At 27.7% G+C, this 23,014-nt stretch carries 19 protein-coding genes, 1 tRNA gene and 1 rRNA gene; 17 read left to right on the top strand and 4 right to left on the bottom strand.

Features of this window, described 5'->3' with window-relative positions:
* Positions 1-104 precede the first annotated feature (104 nt).
* From nusA to EXC38_RS02270, 8 genes are all read left to right on the top strand, one after another.
* Entirely contained in the window at positions 105-1,718 is a 1,614-nt protein-coding gene (gene nusA, locus EXC38_RS02305) for a transcription termination factor NusA (protein ID WP_060823353.1), read from the top strand.
* Complete coding sequence (locus tag EXC38_RS02300) at positions 1,705-2,001, top strand: YlxR family protein (RefSeq protein WP_109246764.1); 297 nt, start codon at positions 1,705-1,707, stop codon at positions 1,999-2,001. Before nusA ends, EXC38_RS02300 begins: the two co-directional genes overlap by 14 nt.
* Positions 1,962-3,767, top strand: coding sequence for a translation initiation factor IF-2 (gene infB / locus EXC38_RS02295; RefSeq protein ID WP_129694661.1), 1,806 nt, complete (start codon positions 1,962-1,964; stop codon positions 3,765-3,767). The genes EXC38_RS02300 and infB overlap by 40 nt, the downstream gene beginning before the upstream one ends.
* A 1-nt stretch (position 3,768) precedes the next feature.
* Positions 3,769-4,095, top strand: coding sequence for a 30S ribosome-binding factor RbfA (gene rbfA / locus EXC38_RS02290; protein ID WP_004416833.1), 327 nt, complete (start codon positions 3,769-3,771; stop codon positions 4,093-4,095).
* 7 nt (positions 4,096-4,102) lie between these two features.
* Positions 4,103-5,926, top strand: a complete 1,824-nt coding sequence (mnmG, locus tag EXC38_RS02285) for a tRNA uridine-5-carboxymethylaminomethyl(34) synthesis enzyme MnmG (protein WP_129694660.1) — start codon at positions 4,103-4,105, stop codon at positions 5,924-5,926.
* Between the two features lie 2 nt (positions 5,927-5,928).
* Positions 5,929-6,360, top strand: coding sequence for a 23S rRNA (pseudouridine(1915)-N(3))-methyltransferase RlmH (locus EXC38_RS02280; protein WP_004416836.1), 432 nt, complete (start codon positions 5,929-5,931; stop codon positions 6,358-6,360).
* An 89-nt stretch (positions 6,361-6,449) separates the two neighbouring features.
* Positions 6,450-6,539, top strand: a tRNA-Ser gene (locus EXC38_RS02275).
* A 186-nt stretch (positions 6,540-6,725) separates the two neighbouring features.
* Positions 6,726-7,604 (top strand): TMEM164 family acyltransferase, encoded by an 879-nt coding sequence (locus EXC38_RS02270; RefSeq protein ID WP_129694659.1) that lies wholly within the window; start codon positions 6,726-6,728, stop codon positions 7,602-7,604.
* A 35-nt stretch (positions 7,605-7,639) separates the two neighbouring features.
* Here EXC38_RS02270 and EXC38_RS02265 read toward each other — a convergent pair whose 3' ends face one another.
* Positions 7,640-8,170 (bottom strand): cysteine hydrolase family protein, encoded by a 531-nt coding sequence (locus EXC38_RS02265; RefSeq protein ID WP_129694658.1) that lies wholly within the window; start codon positions 8,168-8,170, stop codon positions 7,640-7,642.
* 168 nt (positions 8,171-8,338) lie between these two features.
* Here EXC38_RS02265 and EXC38_RS02260 point away from each other — a divergent pair, with 168 nt between their 5' ends.
* Together EXC38_RS02260 and EXC38_RS02255 are read left to right on the top strand one after the other, a co-directional pair.
* Complete coding sequence (locus tag EXC38_RS02260) at positions 8,339-10,075, top strand: APC family permease (RefSeq protein WP_223213796.1); 1,737 nt, start codon at positions 8,339-8,341, stop codon at positions 10,073-10,075.
* A gap of 139 nt (positions 10,076-10,214) precedes the next feature.
* Positions 10,215-13,073 (top strand): cation-translocating P-type ATPase, encoded by a 2,859-nt coding sequence (locus EXC38_RS02255; protein ID WP_129694657.1) that lies wholly within the window; start codon positions 10,215-10,217, stop codon positions 13,071-13,073.
* 519 nt (positions 13,074-13,592) lie between these two features.
* Here the strand turns inward: EXC38_RS02255 and EXC38_RS02250 are convergent.
* Positions 13,593-14,456: a diacylglycerol/lipid kinase family protein gene (locus EXC38_RS02250; protein ID WP_129694656.1), complete on the bottom strand. Its 864-nt coding sequence runs from the start codon at positions 14,454-14,456 to the stop codon at positions 13,593-13,595.
* Between the two features lie 84 nt (positions 14,457-14,540).
* Here EXC38_RS02250 and lepA point away from each other — a divergent pair, with 84 nt between their 5' ends.
* From lepA to EXC38_RS02235, 3 genes are read left to right on the top strand one after another with little or no spacing between them, the layout of a single operon-like run.
* Positions 14,541-16,343 (top strand): translation elongation factor 4, encoded by a 1,803-nt coding sequence (gene lepA, locus EXC38_RS02245; protein WP_129694655.1) that lies wholly within the window; start codon positions 14,541-14,543, stop codon positions 16,341-16,343.
* A gap of 13 nt (positions 16,344-16,356) precedes the next feature.
* Positions 16,357-17,256, top strand: a complete 900-nt coding sequence (locus EXC38_RS02240; protein ID WP_129694654.1) for an MSC_0882 family membrane protein — start codon at positions 16,357-16,359, stop codon at positions 17,254-17,256.
* Positions 17,257-17,258: 2 nt separating this feature from the next.
* On the top strand, positions 17,259-17,483 hold the full coding sequence (locus EXC38_RS02235; protein ID WP_004416848.1) for a YneF family protein: 225 nt from the start codon (positions 17,259-17,261) through the stop codon (positions 17,481-17,483).
* Between the two features lie 230 nt (positions 17,484-17,713).
* Here EXC38_RS02235 and EXC38_RS02230 read toward each other — a convergent pair whose 3' ends face one another.
* Both EXC38_RS02230 and EXC38_RS02225 read right to left on the bottom strand, forming a co-directional pair.
* Positions 17,714-18,160, bottom strand: a complete 447-nt coding sequence (locus EXC38_RS02230; protein ID WP_129694653.1) for a hypothetical protein — start codon at positions 18,158-18,160, stop codon at positions 17,714-17,716.
* Between the two features lie 154 nt (positions 18,161-18,314).
* Complete coding sequence (locus tag EXC38_RS02225) at positions 18,315-20,723, bottom strand: coiled-coil domain-containing protein (protein WP_220096542.1); 2,409 nt, start codon at positions 20,721-20,723, stop codon at positions 18,315-18,317.
* A 281-nt stretch (positions 20,724-21,004) separates the two neighbouring features.
* Here EXC38_RS02225 and EXC38_RS02220 point away from each other — a divergent pair, with 281 nt between their 5' ends.
* The 4 genes from EXC38_RS02220 (at position 21,005) to EXC38_RS02205 (ending at position 22,914) form a co-directional block, all read left to right on the top strand.
* On the top strand, positions 21,005-21,211 hold the full coding sequence (locus EXC38_RS02220; RefSeq protein ID WP_040543619.1) for a hypothetical protein: 207 nt from the start codon (positions 21,005-21,007) through the stop codon (positions 21,209-21,211).
* Positions 21,162-21,341, top strand: coding sequence for a hypothetical protein (locus EXC38_RS02215; protein WP_129694652.1), 180 nt, complete (start codon positions 21,162-21,164; stop codon positions 21,339-21,341). Before EXC38_RS02220 ends, EXC38_RS02215 begins: the two co-directional genes overlap by 50 nt.
* Before the next feature lie 188 nt (positions 21,342-21,529).
* Positions 21,530-21,633 (top strand): 5S ribosomal RNA (gene rrf / locus EXC38_RS02210).
* A 102-nt stretch (positions 21,634-21,735) separates the two neighbouring features.
* Entirely contained in the window at positions 21,736-22,914 is a 1,179-nt protein-coding gene (locus EXC38_RS02205; protein WP_129694651.1) for an acetate/propionate family kinase, read from the top strand.
* Positions 22,915-23,014: the final 100 nt, after the last annotated feature.

Below are 23,014 nucleotides of genomic sequence, written 5' to 3'. Positions count from 1 at the left end.
TCAAAAATATATTAAAATTACTTTATACTGTTTTTAATTAAGATTAAAAAGGGTTGGCGTAAGCCGATCCTTTTTGCAATTAAATATACGTAAAAGGAGAAAAAATGAGTGTTAAATCAAGTGAATCAGAACTAAAAGCAAGCCAAATATTTAATGCTATTTATAATGTTTCACAAATTAAAAAAATCGATGAAGAAGCAGTTATTCAATTATTTAAAAGAGCGGTTGAACAAGTTATTCTTGGTCAATACGATCCTGATGCTGAACTTGAGTTTATTATTGATCGTGATAAGAAACAATTTAAAATCATTAACCATACCAAAATTGTTACTGAAGAACCTAAAACTGATGAAGAAAAAGATAACTTTTGTACATGCATAGAAATAACAGTAAAGGAAGCACAAGCAATTAACCCTTCTGCAGAAGTAGGAGATATGATTTCTGATGAAATAGATTTTGAAAGATTTCACAAAAGAGATTATCAAAAAATTCTAAGTATCTTCAACCAACAAATTAGAGAATTAGAAAAACAAATGACTTTTGAAAAATATAGTCAATTAATTGGAAACATTGTTAAGGCAAAAATTACTAACATCACTAAAACTGGAACATTAATGGAATTTTATGATGGCACAGTTGCATATATGCCACCCTCAACAACTAACTTGAGACTTTTAGCTAATTTAAGACCCGGTGATTTATTAGATGTTTATATTGAAGAAGTTAAACCTGAATCTAAAAACGCACAAGTTTTAGTTTCTTCTGTAGAATCAAAACTTTTAAATAAATTATTTGAACAAGAAATTCCCGAAGTTGCGGCTGGATATGTAGAAATTGTTAAAGTTGTTAGAATACCTGGCGAAAGATCAAAAGTTGCAATTAGAAAAACCGAAAGTGCACCATTTGCGTTAGAAGAACTTGGTACAGTAATTGGTAAAAACCATGAAAGAATCGAAGTAATTTCTAAACAATTAAAGAATGAAAAAATTGACGTTGTTTTATATAACGATGATAAGAAAAAATTTGTTATGAATGCTGTTAGCCCTTCGAGAGTAATTGACATTGTTGAAAGAGAAGATTCAACTCCACAGTTTAATAGTTTCACTGTTATTGTTCCAAATGCACATCATACATTAGCAATTGGTAAAAAAGGTCAAAATGTTAGATTGGCTTCAGAACTAACAAAAAGTCGCTTAGAAATTATTAGTCAAGATCAAGCGGATCAGTTGCAAATTAAATATTCATTTGAAAATGCTAATATTACTGAAGAAGAAGCAAAATTAAAATACGAAGGTAAAAGACTTAATCTTAAATCAATTACAACAAGAAAAAATCCTAGAAAATCAAATGATTCAATTTTAGATTCAACATTTAATATTTCGGAATTTGATCAGGATTTAGCAGAACTAAGACAAAAGGCTCAACAAACTGATCAAGTTTTTGAAAAACAGTTATATGATTCAATTTCGGATGAAGATATTGAAAAAACATGATTAGATATGCAAAATGAACTTAATAATTCTGATTCAGAAATCGATGACTTATTAGATGTATATTCAGAAGATATTAAAGAAGTAGAAATTAAAGATAAGGCTCAAATCGAAGCTGACTATGAAAAAATTACATCAACTAAAATGAAGGACTTTAAGAAGGACGATGATTTAAGTGCTGGATTAGAAGATCTTGATTTAGGTGATTTAGACAATGAAGACTGATAAAAAATATAGTCGTAAATCAATAGTTGATGGAAAAATTTATCCGGTTTCTCAACTTGTAAGATTTGCAAAAATAAATAATGAATTTTATTTTGATCCAAACTTAGAATTAGAAGGTCGTGGAACATATTGTCTTGATAATCAAGAACAAATTGATACTTTATTTAAAAAGCATTTACTAAATAAAGCATTTAGACAAAATATTGAAGAGTCAGTATATGAGAAATTAAGAAATGAGGTGAATAAATGGCTAAGCAAAAAAACAATAAAAGAACTTCCAATGTAGAAAATATTAAGGAGAAATTAAATACAGTTGAAACAAAAGTACAAGACGGTGTATTTATTTTTAGTGGCCCTATGACTGTTGGAGATTTTAGTAATAAAATTAATCAAACAGCAGCTAAAGTTTTAACTTACTATTTCAAAAAAGGAATCATGAAAACAATCAACACTTTTCTTAATGAAGAAGAAATAGCTGAGTTATGTTTAAATTATGATCTTGACTTTAAAAAAGAAGAAACTGTTGATGCTGAGAATTTATTTGATAAATTAGAAGTTATTAATGATCCAAAAGATTTATTTTCAAGACCACCTATTGTTACAATTATGGGGCATGTTGACCATGGTAAAACAACATTAATTGATCAGATTAGAAAAAGTAATATCCTTTCAACCGAATTTGGTGGAATTACCCAACATACTGGTGCTTACCAAGTTGAATATAATGGTAGAAAAATAACTTTTTTGGATACACCTGGCCATGAGGCATTTACTGAAATGCGTTCTAGAGGAGCAAAGGTTACTGATATTGTTATTATTGTAGTTGCTGCTGATGACGGTGTTAAACCTCAAACAGTTGAAGCAATTGATCACGCTAAGGCTGCAAATGTTCCAATAATAATATTTGTTAACAAAATGGATAAACCCGGAGTGGACGTAGAAAGAATTAAGAGCCAATTAAGCGAACATGATATTGTTTGTGAAGAATGAGGCGGACAAAACCAATTTATTTATGGTTCTGCTATGTTAAATCAAAACATCGACTTATTATTAGAGTCAATTTTCTTACAAGCAGATTTATTAGACTTAAAAGCTAACTTAAATCGAGATCCATTTGGAACAATTATTGAATCAAAAATTGATAAAGGTAGAGGTGTAGTTTCGACAGTTATTGTTGAAAACGGAACATTACTACCACGTGATTTTATTGTTGCCGGTGGTCAATATGGAAATATTAGAAGTCTAACTTCAGTTGAAGGTAAGCCTTTAACAAAAGTTTTACCTGGAACTCCTTGTGTAATTACAGGTTTAAATAAAAACCCATTATCTGGAGATAGATTTATTGTTATTAGTGATGAAAAATTTGCAAAAAAATTAGCTGAAGAAAAATCTTTTATTAATAAGCAAAAAGAATTAAGTGAAAAAAATTCATTCTCAATTAAAGATGGACAAAAAACTTTAAATATTATTATTAAAACTGACGTTCAAGGAACAGCTGAAGCAATTAAGCAAACTTTATCAAAATTAAGAAATGATGAAATTTCACTTAATGTTATTCGTGCAACAGCTGGTGAATTAACCAAGGCTGATTTATTATTAGCCGAAACTTCAAATTCACGTGTTTATTTATTTAATATTAACGCATCAAGTGAAATTAAAAAATTAGCAGAAAATAAGAAAATTAAAATCGCTTCACACAACATTATTTATAAAATAGTTGAAGAATTAGAAGCAATCATGAATACATTAAAAGAACCAGTTTATGAAGAAAGACAAATTGGACTTGCAAGCGTTATTCAATTATTCTTTTATTCAAAAGTTGGAACAATTGCTGGATGTAAAATGTTAGAAGGGCAAGTAAAAGAATTTTGTAAGGTTGAAGTGTTTAGAAAAGGTAAAAGTATTTATAAAGGTTCAATAAGTTCTCTTAAAAGAGAAAAGAATGATGTTAAAGTTGTAGAAAAAGGTTTCGATTTTGGTACTCACATCAAAGATTTTGATAAAATAGAAGTAGATGACGAATTAAAATTTTATGAGGATGTATTAGTTTAATATGAACACAATTGTACACGAAAGAAAAAGCCAATTATTATTAGAATTAATTGGAAATAGTTTTTTTGAATTAAAAGATTTTGATGTAACAAACATCGCCATCAACGACGTTATTTTATCAAATGACGGTTCACACGCCAAAGTATACATTACTTTATTTAAAGATAAAGAAAGATACTTTGACAAAGTGACTTCAATGACGCCATTTATTCGTTCTGTTGTCGCTAAAAGTTGAAAATACAAAAAATTACCAGAATTAGTATTTTTAATTGATCAAGTGGAACCAGAAGCTGCAAGAATTGAAAAAATATTAAAAGAAATCAAGTAGTAAAAAAATGAATAATATGTATGACGCTATCGTAATTGGTGGTGGACATGCCGGAATCGAAGCAACTTTCGCATTAGCAAAAAGAAATCTAAAAGTAGCTTTAATTACTTTAAACACTAACAAACTAGCAATGTTACCTTGCAACCCTTCAATAGGTGGATCAGCAAAAGGGATTATTACCCGTGAAATTGATGCCCTGGGAGGAGTACAGGGTATTTTTGCTGATATGGCAATGATTCAAATTAAAATGCTTAACACCTCAAAAGGTCCAGCTGTATGATCACTGCGGGCACAAATTGATAAAGAAAAATATTCAGAAATAATTTTAGAAGCAATTAAGAAAGAACCAAATATTACTTTAATTGAGGATGAAGTTTCTGATTTAATTGTTGAAAATAAAAAATGTCTTGGTGTTAAAACTCTAGCAAATGGTGAATTATTTGCAAAAGCCACAGTTATGACCACTGGTGTTTATATGAATTCACGTATTTTACGTGGAAAAGATATCAAAAATGATGGTCCTGATGGCGAAAAAAATAGTTCAACATTATCACAAAATTTAGCTAAATACGGTTTTGAAATTCAAAGACTAAAAACTGGAACACCTTGTCGTATTTATACTGATAGTATCGATTTTTCTAAAGTCGAAAAAGAGGTTTTGGATAAAACAGAATTATGCTTTTCAAGCAGAAGCAATATTAAATTAGATGAACAAACATCTTGTTTTCTAACACACACAACTTTAAAAACTAAAGAAATAGTTTTAAAAAATCTAGATAAAAGTTCGTTATATTCGGGAATTATTATTGGTGTTGGCCCAAGATATTGTCCAAGTATCGAAGATAAAATTGTAAGATTTCAGGATAAAGATACTCATCATGTCTTTTTTGAACCTGAAACTTCAAAAGGTGACATTATGTATATTAATGGTTTATCTACATCAATGCCAGTTGATGTCCAAGATGAAATGATTAGATCTGTTCCTGGTTTAGAAAATTGCCGTATTCAAAAATATGGTTATGCTATTGAATATGACGCTATTAATCCTTTAAATTTATATAAATCATTAGAGTCAAAAATAGTTGAAAACTTCTTTTCAGCTGGTCAACCTAATGGAACAAGTGGATATGAAGAAGCCGCTGCTCAAGGATTAATTGCTGGAATAAATGCTGCAAATAAGATTCAAAATATGCCTTCTATGGAAATAAAAAGAAGTGATGCCTATATTGGGGTTTTAATTGATGATATTGTTACAAAAGGAACAACAGAACCTTACCGTATGTTAACAAGTCGTGCAGAATATCGTTTATTACTAAGAAATGATAACGTTGATGAAAGATTAGTTCAATATGCATATGATAATAAAATGATTACTAAAGATGAGTATGAAAAAGTAATTACAAAATATCAAGATATCCAAAACAAGATTGAAGAGTTAAAAAATCAATACATTTCTTCAAAAAGCGATTTGGGAATTAAATATAATGTTGTTAATGGACAATCATACTTAAAATTACTTTCAAACCCAGAAGTAGACCCAGTTGATATTCTTGGCGAAAATTATCCATATATTAATGAGATTACCATTCAAGTTAGATTATTTGGATATTTAAAAAAACAAGAAAGTGCTGCCGAAAAAATGATTCGTTTAGAAAATCTAAGATTACCTGAAAATTTAGATTACTCTCTAGTAGATAATTTAGCTACCGAAGCAAGACAAAAACTTGAAAAAATTCGTCCAACAACAATCGGACAAGCAACACGTATTAGTGGAATAAATCCTGCCGATATTCAAATGTTAATGTTTTATTTAAATAACCGTAAAAAATAATTATGAAAATTAATTTAATAGCAGTTGGATCACTAAGTAGTGATAACAAAAAAATATACGATTCTTATATTAAAAAAATAAGTTTTTTAGCAACAATAAATTTAATTGAAATTAAAGAGGTTGTTAATGAAAATATTGAAATAAAAATTGCTAAAGAAACTGAATTAATTTTAAGTAAAATACCAAAGAATTCAAAAGTTATTTATTTATCATTAAAAGGAAAACAAATGACCAGCGAAGAATTTTCAGATCTTTTTATTGAAGATAATTTAACTTTTATCGTTGGCGGATCAAATGGTGTTGATGAAAGTAAATTTAATAATAAAATTTCTTTTTCGAAAATGACTTTTCCCCATCAAATGTTTCGTTTAATGCTAATCGAACAAATTTATCGTGGCCTGGCAATTAAAAAAAATATTAAGTATCATAAATAAAAAATAAAGTTTAAGTTTTCTAAGGCTTAAACTTTTTTATATTATTTAGTTTATAATTTATTTTTAAGTAAAGAAATAAATTATAAAATGGGCAATTACCCAAGTGGCCGAAGGGGACAGTCTCGAAAATTGTTAGGAGTTAATAGCTCGCAAGGGTTCAAATCCCTTATTGCCCGCCATATCATTTAATGACCTAAGAAAAAAACTATAAAAATCTGTAAAGAAAGTTTTATAGTTTTTTTATTCAAATTAAGATAAAAACAACAAATTTTGAACTTTTCATTAATTAAAAAAACTAATAAACAACATTTTTTTGAAAAAGTTTAAAATAACATAAAAACAAAATTAAAAGTAAAGGAAAAGCAATGTATAAATTTATTGAAGGATTAAGTATAACTTGAGAACGCCCCAAAGCATATGGGTGATTTCATTTAATTTTTCTATTTGCTTCAATTTTATTAGCCACTTTAATGATATTTTTTATTAAAAAAGATAAAGATAATAAAATCGCACTTTGAAAATTAAAAATAATAATAGGGTTATTTTGGTCTATTTTATTTGTTATAGAAATTTTAAAACAATTATTGGCAATAGGACATAATGATACCGCAACAAAAACATGAGTATATGATATTTATAACAAAACATCATTTTTTCCTTTTGTTTTATGTTCAACCCCATTATATGTTATTCCGATATACTTATTTATTCCCGAAGGAAAAGTTAGTGAAGGCATTTTATCTTATCTTGGTATTTTTACATTATGAATGGGCGGATTTGTAATGTTTTATCCTGGTGATGTGTTTACTACAAATAGATTTATTTCATTTCACTCAATAATTTACCACTCTCTATTATTTTCTTTGGGTTTATTTTTAACTATAAGACATACTGTTAGATATCATTGAAAAAACTTTTTAGCTGCTTCACTTATTTTTCTAATTTTGTATAGTTTTGCAATTATTGGAAACGAAATAATTTATCAATTAAGAGACAACGAAAAATTTACTTGATCAAAGGGAATAAATTTATTTAATATGAGTCATAGAAAACCAAACCCTATGGTTTCAAATATTAATTTCTTAGCTAAATTAAAACCTTGAGTGTTAACAATTTTATATATTCCATTTACCTTTGTAGGTGTCTTTACTTTATGAAATACGATGAGTGGAATTGGTTACTTAGTAAAATTTATTGAATCAAAATATAAAAAAAATAAACAAACTCAGATAATTAACTCTTAAAAAAAGGCTACAACTTTTTATAGTTGCAAGCCTTTTTATTTAATAATTATTCCACCATTTGCCATTAATTTTAAAGCAAAGTCATGATATTCTTTTCTATTATGATTTTCAGAATCAAAAGTATCAACTAAATTTTTAAAAACAATAACATCTTTGTTTAAATGTATTGAATTTAAGTAGGTTTTTAAAGTCAAGGCAAATTGTAAAACACAAATATCTGTACAACATCCTATAATCTCAAAAGTATCATAATCTTCAAAAATTGATTTATCTTTAATTGCTAGAAAAGAATTTGTAGTATTTTTATTAATAATTTCCTTGGCAAAAGGTTTTAGTAAATCTTCAATTTCAGCTTCATCTGTATTGTTTAAACAATGAATTGGATATGATTCCATTTCAATGTCGTCTTTTGAATGTGAATCGCATAAAAAAACAATCTTTTCTTCTTTGTTTTTTTCTAGAAATTCGGCTATGTTTGGAACTAAATTATTTATATCTTTACTTGCCAAAGGCCCAATTGTGCAAAAACCTTTCAACATATCAACAACAAATATAATTTTTTTCAATTTTACATACCCCCTGTTTCAAAATTTATTTGTAAAAAGCCCTTATAATTAACAATAATTTTAACATTTTGAAAAAAATAATATAATTTTAATTGGATACATCTGTTGTGGGACATAAGACATATAAATGTTGGTGTATCTAAAGTTCGAATTTTATTTATTATTTATATGAAAGGAAATATTATGGCCGAAGAACAAATGGTTGTTACTTCAGACTCAAAGAAAAAAATTGGTTTCTTTGCAGCTATCATGGTTGTTATCGGTGCTACAATTGGTGTTGGTATATTTCTAAGATCTAAAAACGTTCTAGAATATTCAGCAGGAAACATCGCTTTAGCATTAGTGACATGATTAATCGCTGGTTTTGCTGTAGTTACTTTAGCTCTAGCTCTAGTTGAAGTAGCTTCAGGACGTAATGACAACTTAGGTATGATTGGTTGATCTAAGGCATTTAACACTTTAGCAATTTACAAAGCTAATAAGTTCTTTATGACTTACCTATATCTTCCATTTACATACTTCTTTATGCCTTACTATGTAATAGTTCAATTCCAAGATGCTGTTGGTGGATTTAACCTAAACACCAACTTTGGTGGTTCTACATCAGCTCCATGACTATACTTTGCTATTGGGCTATTATTAACATTATGAATGTTATTTTCAGCAGGTCTAAGTGGACGTGCAGGAAACATTCAAAACTTAATAATCACATCAGTTAAGTTTATTCCTTTAGTAGCTATCGTTATTATTGGATTTATCTTCTTTGCACAACGTTTAGGTGCAGGAGATCAAATTTGAACACCTATTACTAAAGAAACTTTATTTAATAAAGAATCTACATCATTCTTAAAAATGACACCAGTATTAGGTATTTTTGGATCATTAGCTGGTATCTTCTTTGCATTTGACGGATTCTACGTTTCAGCTGGTATTCAATCAGAAATGAAGAACCCAGAAAAAACTCCTGCTGCTCTAGTTATTGGTTTATTCTCAATGACAGGTATTTACATCCTAATCGCTGCAGCTATGTCATTAGGTGCTAAATCAGGTGGTTTCTATGACTTTGGTGACTTACTAGATGGTAAAGGTCACAAGTGAGCATTTGGTTTACTAAACGTATTCATCGCTTGTGGTGTTCTAGGGGTTCTAAACGGATTCTCAATGTGAGCAACTCGTTTTGTAGAAGACTTAGTTAAGGAAGGAGAAATCTACATCCCTGCTAAAGCTTACAGATACATGAAGAACAGTAAAACACCTATTGTTGGTGCTCTATTCTGTCTATTCTTATCATTACCATTCATGGTTATCTTCACAGTTATCGGATCATACGCTTACATCGACTTCTGAGACGTAGATAACGCTACTGGTGGTGTATACGGACATAACATTGGTAAGTTATTATCATTCTCAGACTTAATGGCTGACTGAATGGCTGTATTCGCATTCACATTCATTGCTCTAGCTATCGTTGGTGTTCTAGAAAACAGAAAGAAAAACTTCATCGCTGTTCAAAAGAACAAGCACACAGTTTGAGCTGGTATTACAGCTGTAATCATGGTTATGGTTACCCTATTATTCAAAATGTTAGACCCATTTGTATCATTAGGATTAACATTAGCACAATACTTCCAAGGTGACGATGCTGCTAAAGCTAAATTAGTACCAGATCTAATTGGATATGGTGCAACTTCAGGTCTATTCATTGTTTACATGGTAATTATGTTTGCTGCAACTCCAATTGAAAAACAAATTGCCTTAGCAAAAAAAGTAAAATACGAAAAAATTCTAGCTGGCGAATACTGCCCATGTAAAGCAGAAGAATACTGCCCATGTGTAATCGCTGACATTAAAGAAGCTCAAGAATTAAACAACTTAGTTCTACACTCATACGAAACAGCTCGTTAATAAATTTTTTCGCGTAAAAAAGGCTGGTACTTAATAATAAGTGCCAGTTCTTTTTTTATTTTCTTTTATTTTGAATATAAGTAAAAATAAGGTAAAATTGTTTAAATAAATAAACTTATAAAATAAAAGTGAGTAATACATGAAAAAACAAAAAATTGAAGAGTATCCAAAAATAGAAGATAATATGTTAGAAATAAATTTAAAACAAGGTCTAACAAACGAAGAAGCTATTAATAGACAAAAAAAATACGGTTTAAATGAGTTAAAGAAAACAAAAAAAATTAATCCTTTTTTAGTCTATTTATCACAATTTAAAGATGTTTTAGTAATTATCTTATTATGTGCTTCTTTACTGTCTTATATTTTTGCAATTATTAGCGGTTCAAAACACAACTGAAATTTTAATTCTGAGTTAGTAGTTGAATTTGTTGAACCCTCAATTATTTTATTTGTTGTATTAACTAACTCCTTAATAGGTGCAATACAGGAAATAAAATCTGCAAAAGCAGTTGATGCCTTAAGTAAATTAAATCCGTTGCAGGCAAAAGTTGTAAGAAATGGTGTTTTGGTTTCAATTGATTCTAAGGATGTAACAATTGGAGACGTCGTAATGTTAGAGGCTGGAGATGTTGTTCCTGCTGATGGATATTTATTATTTTCATCAAATCTTTCAGCAATTGAATCTTCATTAACTGGAGAAAGTGAACCTTCTATAAAAGATTATTTATCAGAAAGAGATTTTTCATTACCATTAGCAGACCGTAAATTTATGGTTTATTCTTCTTCAATAATAGCAACTGGAACTGCTTATTATGTTGTTAGTGCTATTGGCTCACAAACTGAGTTAGGTAAAATCTCTGCTCTTGTTAGTCAACAAAAAGAAGCAATGAGTCCATTACAAATTAAGATAAATAAGCTAGGTAAAATTTTTGGATATGTAGGTATTGCATTATTTTTAGGAAGCATGTTAATGCAAATTCTTTTTGCAATTTCTAATACATCGCATTATAAAGAATTATATTTCTGAAGCACGGTAATTGTTAATGGTGTTTCATTAGCTGTTGCGGCAATTCCTGAAGGTTTAATTGCATTTACCTCAATTATTTTAGCCATTGGGGTACAAAGAATGGCCAAAAAGAAAGCGATTGTTAAAGATTTAATGGCTGTAGAGTCATTAGGAAGTTGTGCTGTTATTTGTTCAGATAAAACCGGAACTTTAACACAGAATAAAATGACAATTGTTGATTTATATAATTTAGAAAATGATAAATTAACAAATTCACAAATGAATAACAATTATTTGAAGTTAATTGAGTTTGGTTCGTTATGTTCTGAAGCTAATTTATCATTTGAAAATAACGAATATAAACCCGTGGGTGATCCAACTGAAGTTTCATTTTTATATGAATTAGAGAAATATTCACAATATAAAACTAAGACAGAGTTGGTTTCACAATATGAAAGAATTCATGTTTGACCTTTTGATTCAGATCGTAAATTAATGACATCAATTAACAAAATAAATGATAAATTTATGGTTATTGTTAAGGGAGCGCCTGATGTTTTAATTAATAAAACTACACTTGAAAAGAATAATAAAGAAAAAGTATTAAAAGTTAATAATGAATGAGCTAATCAAGCTTACAGAGTATTAGCGATTGCTTCAAAAGAAATTAGCAAGAAAGAACTTGATGAATTATTCTTAAAAAATAATGATTATCAATTAAATTACTTAGAAAATAATTTATCTTTTGATGGTTTAGTTGCAATGATCGACCCACCGAGAGAAGAAGCAAAAGCTGCAATATCAATTTGTCGTCAAGCAGGAATCAAGCCTGTTATGATTACTGGCGATAATATTAATACAGCAATTGCAATTGCAAAAAGTTTAAATATTTATAATGATGGTGATTTAGCTATTAGCGGACTTGAACTAGAAAAAATTAGTGATGATGAACTAACAAATAATATTGATAAATATTCAGTTTATGCTCGTGTTAAACCTGAAGATAAGTTAAGAATCGTTAATGCTTGACAAAAAAGAAACCAAGTTGTTGCTATGACAGGTGATGGGGTAAATGATGCACCGGCGCTAAAAGCGTCAGATATTGGTTGCGCTATGGGAATTACTGGAACCGAAGCTTCGAAACAAGCGGCCAATATGATTTTAGCAGATGACAATTTCACAACAATTGTTTCTGCAGTAAAAAACGGCCGTTCAATATACCAAAAAATTAAAAATGTAATTCAAAACTTATTAATAACATCAATCGCTGAAGTTATTCTTGTTTTCTTAGGATTATTAATATTTAAATTTGTTTTTAAAGATTGAAGCGAATTAAAAGGCAAAGAAATTTATATTCTTTCAGCAACCCAGTTATTATGAATTAATTTATTTACCCACGGATTTCCAGCAATAGCATTAGGCCTTCAAAATTCAAAAGAAGATTATATGAATAAGCGTCCTATTTCAAAATATGAATCTATTTTTGCTAATGGGATGGGTTGAAACACCTTATGACAAGGAATTATAATTGGAATACTATCAATGGTAGGTTATTATTTAGGTGCTTTATGAGCAAAAAACAATGGCGATAGTGGCGAAAATATAATAAGGGCAGCATCGACTATAGCATTTTTAGTTTTAGGAATAACTGCAACATTTAATTCAATAAATTTAATGTCTAAAAAACCAGTTATTATGTCTAATCCGTTTTATTATTGAAAAGTTTATGCTTCAGTTATTTTTTCATTATTCTTTTTATTACTAGTAGCATTCATTAACAAAATAAGCGTTGTGTTCAAAGGTTATGAAAAATTAGAAAATTCTCCAACATTAATAGCTTATGGACTAGGTTTACCATTAATTTTAATACCTATTTACTTTATTCATAAAATCATATTATTATTAATTGAAAAAAAGAATCAAAAACAAAATACAATTAAAAATTTTGAAATGATTTTAACACCAAGAGAAAGAAAACAAGCTAAAAAATAAGTAAAATTTAAACAAAAATTTTTATTTTTTTTCAAATCAGTTCCATCATTATATAAATGATGTAATAATCAATTATTACAAAGTAAAAATTAATATGAAATTTTGTGAAAAATGCAAAAAAGTTTATGACAATAGTGTTTCATTTTGTCCATACTGTGCTGCAAATTTAATTGATGTTGAAAAAGATTCACAATTTTGTAATCTCTTAATAAAGATACAACATTAAAAAACAACCACGTAAATAGCAATAATTCTACTAATGAAATTGAAAAAAAGAAGCAAACCCTTGATCAGTTTCAGGCTTTATACTTGCTTTTTTTCTTGCATTATTAGGTTTTATTTTTAGTATTGTCGGTTTTTTAAATCGCCAAACTACAATTCTAAAAAAAGGGCTTTCAATAGCTGGAATAATTATTTCATTATTGATTTTTTTCAGCGCAATTTTAATTACTATTGCATCACGAAGATAAGTTTAAAAAAATATTTGGGAACTTCCAAATATTTTTTTAAATCTATAACTTATTTTTTGAATTCTATAACTTTCCCTGTTTCAAAAATTTCGCCATCTATTTGTGAAAAATTGCTCGGTATATTTTCTATTTTTATTTCTCTACCAAACAACTGTTCAACATTCTTTATTTTCGTATGTAGCCCACTATAAACTAAAGCAAAAGCAGCTAAAAGTTTGGCAAGTTTCATACTATGAATAACAATCACGCACAGTTTATCAGATAATAAATTTGCCTTTGGTGCTATTTTCATACCTTTACCATAATAAGGGCCATTCATAATAGATACTAAATACACATTATTATAAATGTATTCTTTTCCATCAACTGTTATTTTAATATTTTGTAATTTCTTATATTTCTTCAATGAATCAATTGCCACTTTAAAAAATGAAGCTTTTTCATTATTACCTTTTTTCTCATTTGTAGTTTTTGCAATTAATGCATCAACTCCAAATCCTACGCCATTTAAAAAACTTCTTTCTAAATTATTAGATTTAATAATTGGTAAGTTTTTAATAAAAGAATTGATTTTATAAAGATTTTGTGCAACTTTTATTACATTTTTATTAACAGAAATATTTCTTAAAAAATCATTTCCTGTTCCAGCTTTATAAGCATATATTTCGGGATTATTTTTAATTAGACGTAATATATTAGTGACGTGAGTTAAAGTTCCATCGCCACCAATAATTACAATTTTGTCTTCATTATTAATTTTTTCTAAAAATTTTTTGTAATTTTTTATTTTAACCATGTCTAAAACATTTAAGATTGGATCATTAATGTTTTTGACTGCTAAAGAAACAATATTATAAATTTTGTTTTGATTTTTTCCACTTTTAGATAAAGAATTGTATAAAACATAAAGCATAAAAGTATTATATAAGATTAATATTAAAAAGAGATTAAAAAATATTTATAAAAAATTATATTTTATAAATATAATTATAAAAATATGACAAATCCAAAAATTAGAAATTTTGCAATAATTGCTCACATTGATCATGGTAAAAGCACATTAGCCGATCGTATTTTAGAATTTACGCAAACAATTACTAAACGTGAATCTAAACCTCAAATTTTAGACTCAATGGACCTTGAACAAGAAAGAGGAATAACAATAAAATTAAACGCCGTTCAAATTAAGTATAAAGACTATATTTTTCACTTAATTGATACACCGGGGCATGTTGACTTTACATATGAAGTAAGTAGAAGTTTAGCTGCTTGTGAAGGCGCGCTTTTATTAGTAGATGCTACACAAGGAATTCAAGCCCAAACATTAGCTAATGTTTATTTAGCAATTGAAAATAATCTTGAAATTATTCCTGTTATTAATAAAATAGATTTAGTTAGTTCAGATCCTGATCGTGTAAAACAAGAAATTGAGCATATTATTGGCATAGACGCATCTGATGCAATTTTAATTTCAGCAAAAACTGGAATAAATATAGATCAGGTGATTGAAGCAATTATCAAAAGAATTCCAAGCCCTAAAGAAGCAGATCCAAATAAACCTTTAGAAGGTTTAATTTTTGATAGTTACTTTGATAATTATCGCGGAGTTGTTATTTATACACGTATATTTAATGGTGAGGTTAAAGTTGGTGATGAAATTTACTTTATGCAAACTAAAAAAACCTATACTGTTACTGAACTTGGGGTAAAAAATCCGCAAGAAGAAAAAAGAGAAAAATTATCTGCTGGAGAGGTTGGATGAATTGCTGCATCTATCAGGGATGTAAGGGACGTAGCAGTTGGAGATACAATAACATTACTTAATAATCAAGTAGCATTTCCGTTGCCTGGTTATAAAAAAATGAAGCCTGTTGTTTACACCGGGTTTTATCCAGTTGACACTAGAGATTATAATGCATTAAAAGATGCTCTTGAGAAAATTAGTTTATCTGATTCATCTATTGTTTGAGAGCCGGAAACTTCTAAAGCTTTAGGTTTTGGATTTAGAATTGGTTTTTTAGGCTTGCTTCATATGGACGTTTTACAAGAAAGATTAGAAAGAGAATTTAATTTGGATATATTAGCGACTGCCCCATCTGTCGAATTTGTTATAACATTAACAAATGGAGAAGTTGAATATATTACTAATCCTTCATTATTTCCTGACCGAAGCCTTATTAAAACAATTGAAGAACCATATATTCGTGCTTCAATCATGCTATCTGAAGAATATATTGGCCCAATTATGGAATTATGTCAATCTAAACGTGGTAAATATATTGATATAGAATACTTAGATGATAAACGTCGCAGACTTATTTATGAATTGCCACTAAATGAAACAATTTTCGACTTTTTTGATTTAATGAAAAGTTATTCAAAAGATTACGCTTCATTTGATTATGAACATATTGGCTTAAGAGAAAGTGACTTAGTAAAAGTTGATATTATGCTTAATGGTGAAAAAATTGATGCACTTGCTTTAATAGCACATCGTGATTTTGCTTATAACAAAAGTCGTGAACTAGCTGAAAAATTAAAAGAGGTAGTTCCAAGAAAAAACTTCGAAATTCCAATACAAGCAGCAATTGGCGGTAAAATTATAGCAAGGGAAACAATTAAAGCATATCGAAAAGACGTTACTGCTAAATTATATGGTGGCGATGTTACTAGACGTCAAAAACTTCTTAAAAAACAAAAAGAAGGTAAAAAACGTATGAAACAAATAGGTAGTGTTGAGGTTCCCCAAGAGGCATTCTTAGCAATCTTAAAAACCGACAATTCAAATAATAAAAAATAAAAGGAGGTGTTTCATGGATATTAAACCACTTATTACAAGTGAAGGACAAAATGTCAAACAAATTGAAGAAAAAACAATGGTTACAAACAATATGTCTGATATTGAAATTAAAACCAAGTCAATAAGTTCAAAAATTAGAAAAACATTAGATCCTGAAGGAATAATTCCTAATGGAATTTATAAAGTATTTCGAAGTGAGAAGAACATTAAAAGTTTTAATTTGATAATTTTTTCTTTAACTTTAATTGCTTCATTAACATTATCCTTACTTTTTGCCTTCTATCCGACTTTATTCAGTAATTTCTTAACTGAAGGTGTAACAAAAATTCCTTGAGGATGATATATTGCCCCGGTTTTATTTGGAGTTATATCTTTAGTTTTATTCATAATGGATGCTATTGAACTAAATGGAATCAAAAAATCCGTTGAGTATTATCGTGAACAACTGAGTGAAGGAATTACTTTTACGCCACCCTTTGTTATTTCTTTATATGAAAAATTAATGAGAAAACAAGTTAGAAGAACATGATTAGTTGTTGCTATTTTGTTTTATGTTGGATTATTTACTTTAATATTTTGAGCTCTAAAAGATGTAGAATGAAAAGTTTTAAATTTTAAAAAATGAATTCATGATACATTCTCTAATCCAGACCTTGTTGTTTATATTCTTTGTGGTATAATGCTAATGGTATTATTTTTATTCATTATCGGCACTATTCATCGTAAAAAGAGAATGGTAGATATCCAAATGTTTTTTGGGAATGAAGTAATGAATTATACAGAATTATCAAAAGAAAGATCGGCTGCACATAAGTTTTGAGCAAAAGTTTTCTTTTTAAGTATTTTAATTCTTCTAGTTATACCTATCATTATATTGTTAATAGTTAAAAAATTTGTAAAGAGAGGAAAATAAATATGCCTACATGAGGAATTGTTTTATTAGTTATTTTACCCTTATTATTTGCAGTTATAGGTGCTATTGCAGCCATCTTTATTACTAAAAAGAAGTTTGAAAAGCAATTAAGAGAAAACCCACCTATTAATGAAAAAATGATAAGAGTTATGTTCCAACAAATGGGACGTAAAGCTTCAGAAGCACAAATTAGAAATGTAATGCGTTCAATGAAAAACGCAAAATAAAATATAGGTCATCCTATATTCTTAAATTAAAAATTCAAGTGCAACACATTTAAAGTAAAATTTAGATGTGGAACTTGAATTTTTTATATTAATTAAAAAAAAGAAAAAAGTTCCATTGGAATATAATGAACCCCAAAAGTTTTTCCAAATTACTTGGTCCAACTTTTGGGGTTCATTATAATTCTTTAACTTTTATTAAATTATCTTTGTATTGTTTATCTAGAAGTAGATTAATTCCCTGATTTATAGGATGTTAATGCCCTTTCGGTTTCTGCACTGAGTAATCATTGATTTAATTCCGCCGCTTTTTGAAGAAGTAATTCTCTGGTAGCTGCTGAAGAAATTACTTCAGCTTCTATTTTGTCAATTTTACTTTGTAATTCGTTTTTTATTCGCGAATATTCAGGTCGGTTAAGCTGTTTTTGAATATAATCATTAACATTTTGTTTGACTGCTTCATATTTATATCTTGCTTCACTAATTAAATTATCAATTTTATTACGAGCATTTTGTGCATGTAGTCTAGCATTATACAATGCAGAAGCTTTTTGATTTCAAAATTCTGCTGTTTTAGCTTCAGCCAAAGCATCGGAGACTTCATTTATTATTTTCTCAATTTTATTTTTTAGTTCTTCTTTAATATCAGAATATTTTGGTTCAATTAAATGATTAACCATAATATTAGCTTCTTCTAATCTAGTTTCATACGAATAAGTTGAATTATCAAGATAATACTTTTGTTTTGAAACTTCTTCATAAGCACCTAATAAAATTTCTAGAGCAGCTCTTAAACCGGATCAATCCTTAACATAATTTTCTGCTTCGTCTTTTTTAACCTCTAATTTTTTCTTTTAATTTTTTATAAATATCTCTTTGACTTAGTAGTTCTAAAAGTCGATCTACTTTTATTTCAAGGGCATTATATTCATTTGCTAGTTTATTAATTGTTTCAAATTCTTCTTTAATGCTTTTTACACTACTAGCAAGTTCAATAATAGTTAGTTCTAAATCATGATTGTTAGCTTGGCCTTGTTTTGTTAATTCATTATTAGGAAATAGTTCATTAAGTTTAGTATTAATTTTATCTTTTAAACTATTTAAATGATTTTTACCTTCAACATTTGATTTTAATGTTTCCAATAAAGCTTTTTCCTTTAATAATTGTTGTCATAAATTATCTCTATTGAAAGTTTCAATTCTTGTTTTTGATAACAAACTATATAAATCATCAGCTCCTTTTTCTAGAGATGAAATGTTTTCTAAATTAGTAGAAGTTTGAATTCTATTAATCTCATTTTCTAATTGAACAGAAAGAAAAGAGTATTTTAAATCACTAGCAATTTGTTTTTTATATTGCAATGTTTGATTTAATTGTTGTTCATAAAGATCTCTAGCAGCTCCTAATTTGTCTAATTCATTTTTTTTAGATTCAGCTTTTTCTTTTATTTTTTCAACTAAATCTTCTAATTTTCAAGTAGCATCATGGTAATCATTCTTATTTGATGTATCAGTTATACCATTTTTAATTTTATTAATCTTTTGATCTAATTCTGCTTTAATTTCTTCATATTTAGGTTTATTAAGTTCGTTTGATAAATCTTCAGCTTTTTTCAATTGTGATTTATAAGCATCTTTAGCTTCATCTAAACTTTGCTTTAGGATTTTGAATTCACGCATTGCTTGTTTAGCTTCTTGAATAGCATTTTCCAAACTAGTTGTTGCATTTTCATAATCAGTTTTGGTTGAAATATCATTTAGTCCAGAATCAATGTTGTTTAATAGTTCACGTAATTTACTCCAAGTAACTTGAAATTGGTATTCTGCATTTAGGTATATAGTATCAGTGCTTAATTCTTCAATAAGCTCTTCTGTTTCTGCTTTTTTAGCTTTATATGCATTTTTTGCAATTTCTAATTCAACTAATTCACGGTCTTTAGTTTTTTTATCTTTTTTTGCTAATGAAATAGCATCATTCAAGATTTGAATTGCATTTTGGAATGATTCATGAGTTGGGTTTTTTATAACTAAATCTGTTGCTTCAGAAATTTTTTGATTTAATGTGCCTTTAATATGACTATATTCAGGTTTAGATTCTAATTCAAAAGCTAGAGCTTGCGCTTCATTATGTTTATTTTCATATGGAGCAACATAAGGCAATAATCCAATAATACGAGATTCTCAACTATTAACAGCTTCTTTTAGTGTTCAAATTTTATTTTTTAATTCAGAAATAGGTAATCTAGTATACTCTAATTTATTTTTATCACTAAAATTATTAGCTTTATAATTTTCAAGTTTAGTTTTTAAATTTGTTAAGTATGGCTTATTATCAACTTTTGCAATTAAACCATTTAGTTTTTCTAATAATTTATCAAATTCTTGATATTCAAAATCTCTTTGTAGTTTTAAAGATTTTGCTTTTTCAATAACTTCATTTAACTTGGCAGTTCCTGTTTGATAAAGTTCTTTTTGTTTTTTAGCTTCTTCAGAAGCGTTTACAACTTCATCTTCAATTTCATCAATAAGTTTTTGTAATTCCTGTCATTCTAAAATAAATTCAGGATCATATAATTCTCAAGCTGAATTTGTTGCTTCAGTAAGTTTATTATTAAAGTTATTAATTGCATCTTCTAAAGTTTCATTTGAATTATCTATCACGGTTTTTTCATTATTAGCAACGTCAATTGCTTTATTTAATTTTTCAGTTGCTAGTTCGTAATCTTCTTTTGAACTATTTTCATTGATATTTTTTGTTGCTTCAGCAATATCTTTGTCCAATTTATCTTTAACAATCTTATATTTGTCATCTGTTAATTTAGATGATAAATCTTCTGCAGATTTTTTAGCTTCTTCATATTCTTTTTTTGATTTATCTAAAGAACCATCATTAATGTCAATTTGTTGTTTATCTTTTTTGACTTCTTCGATATCTTTGCTTAAATTTTCTATTTGTTTATCATAATCTTCTGCTTTGCTATCTTTAGTTAAATTTTTATTTGTTTCATCTAGTGCATCTTGTAATTTTTTTCTAATATCTTTATATTTAGGATCTAATAGTTTATCTAATAATTCCTTAGTCTCATTTACTTTTTCCCCGAATTTCTTTTTTGAAAGTTCTAACTTATTTTCTAGGGGTAAATTTTGGTCTTTCAAAATTCCAACAACTGTGGTAGCTAGCGCTGCTGTAGCTGCTGCTGTTAAGAATGTTAAACCAATTACTAATTTTCTTGATTTTTTCAATTTTACCTCTCAAATTATGTGTTTATCTGTTGTATTTTGCAAAATATATTTTTTTCAAAAATATTGCCAATTAATTTTAACTAATAAAATTAAAAAAAAAAAAAAAAAGAACTTTTATTGAGGAGTTTTGGCGAAAGTGCAAAAAATGTCTTTTTTTAACTTAAAATAGGACGTTTTTTTGGATAAAAAATGAAAATTGATAAAAATTAAAAATATGGCGCCAGATTACTTACGTATACTGGAATGCCATATTTTTAATTTTTAAAAGAAACTCTGATTCAATGGCAAATGGACTAAAAACCATTATTAAAGAAAACAAATTAAAAATTAAGAGTATAACAATGGACAACGGATCTGAAAATGTTAAATTAAATACTATTGATAACAAAATTGATATTTACGTTTGTCATCCTTATTGCTCTTTTGAAAAAGGTTCTATTGAAAATTGTCATAAATTTATTAGACAATTTATACCAAAAGGGGGTTAATAGAAAATATGCTTTAATTGATGAATTTGTTTTAAAAATGCAAAACGAAATTAATTCTTTAAATCGTAATTATAAAGACTTAAAAATTCAAACTTTCGCCTCAAAAATGTTTGAAGATCAAAATATATAATTTAGAAACACTTAAGCTTTTACAAAGTTGTTTTTTAGCATATAATTTTTATGTAAGAACAGTTGATTAATTATTAAAATATGTATTTTTACAAAAACAGAAATAACTGGAACGCCAATGTTTTAAATTTTAGAAACAAAAAAATAAAAAAAATTTAAATAAAAAAAATTTTAGTATATAATAATACGTACAGCAACCATAACGAAGGGGCCCACCTGATTCCATTCCGAACTCAGCAGTTAAGACCTTCCGTGCCGACAATACCGTAAGGGAAGATAGGTCGTTGCTTTTTTTATTTCTTTTTTAATAATTAGAAAACTTTCATTTAATAAAATTTTGATATATTAACTATTTATAATATAATTTTTAAAATTAATTTTAGGAGTATATTAGAATGAACAAAATATTAGTTATTAATGCGGGTTCTAGTTCAATTAAATGAACTTTATTTAATCATGAGCTGCACGTGGAAGCAAAAGGTGTTGCTCAAAGAATTAAAATGGCTGAAGGAATTTTATCTTTTAATTATCAAGGCAAAAATGAAGATTTTCATATGCCACTTCCTTCATTTTTAGAAACTGTTAAACAATTGGTTAAAAAATGAGAAGAATTTCATATTATTCATGATTTTGATGAAATTGAAAAAGTTGCTTTTAGAATAGTGAATGGCGGCCCACATCTGCAAGAAACAACATTAGTAGATGAAGAAAAAATTAACTTTTTAAAAGAATCAATTGATTTAGCACCTGTTCATAATCCTGGTGCTATTGAAGCAATTGAAGCATTTAAAACATTATTACCACACGCAAAAATGTCAATGCATTTTGACACTTCATTTCATCAAACTTTACCTAAGTTAGCATATTCTTATCCAATAAACCAAAAATTAAGTGAAGAGTTAAATATTCGTAAATATGGATTTCATGGTTTAAATCATCACTACATAACTCAAAAATGTCAAGAATTATTTAATAAAGAAAAAGTGAATATTGTTAGTCTGCATATAGGTAATGGTGCTAGTTTATGTGCTATTCAAAATAGTCAATCAATTGATACTAGCATGGGATTTACCCCCTTGGCGGGCGTTATGATGGGAACTAGATCAGGTGATATTGATGCTTCAATTATTCCTTATATTCTTAAACATACTAATTTAAAATTAGAAGAAATTTTTAAAATTCTAAATGAACAATCGGGAATGCTGGGTGTTTCTCAAGTTTCTTCAGATATAAGAGATGTTCAAAAAGTTAAACACGAAAATGAGCAAGCTCAATTTGCGCTTGATTTATATACTCAAAAAATTGCTGATTATTTAGTTTTATATTTAAATAGAATTAAAGAAAAAGTTGATGCAATCGTTTTTACAGCGGGCGTTGGAGAAAATGATAGTAATATTCGTGCTGAAGTTATCAAAAAAGTAAACTTAATAAATCTAAAAATAGATGAAAACAAAAACCAAGGAAGGGATTTTGGTGATTATAAAATAATTTCAGATGATACCAGTTCTATCCCTATTTATGTAATTAGGGCAGAAGAAGAACAATTTATTGCCAATGAGGCTATTCATTTATAATTAATATTAAAATAAGACTTACTTTTTATAAAAAAACCTTATTTTTTTATTATTATAATTGGTCAAAGAAATTTAATTATTTAGAGTATAATTGCAATTA

The organism is Mycoplasmopsis arginini, from assembly GCF_900660725.1.
Taxonomy (GTDB): domain Bacteria; phylum Bacillota_I; class Bacilli_A; order Mycoplasmatales; family Metamycoplasmataceae; genus Metamycoplasma; species Metamycoplasma arginini.
Note: the sequence above shows the minus strand (reverse complement) of the source record. Positions and strands in the feature narration are given on the sequence as shown.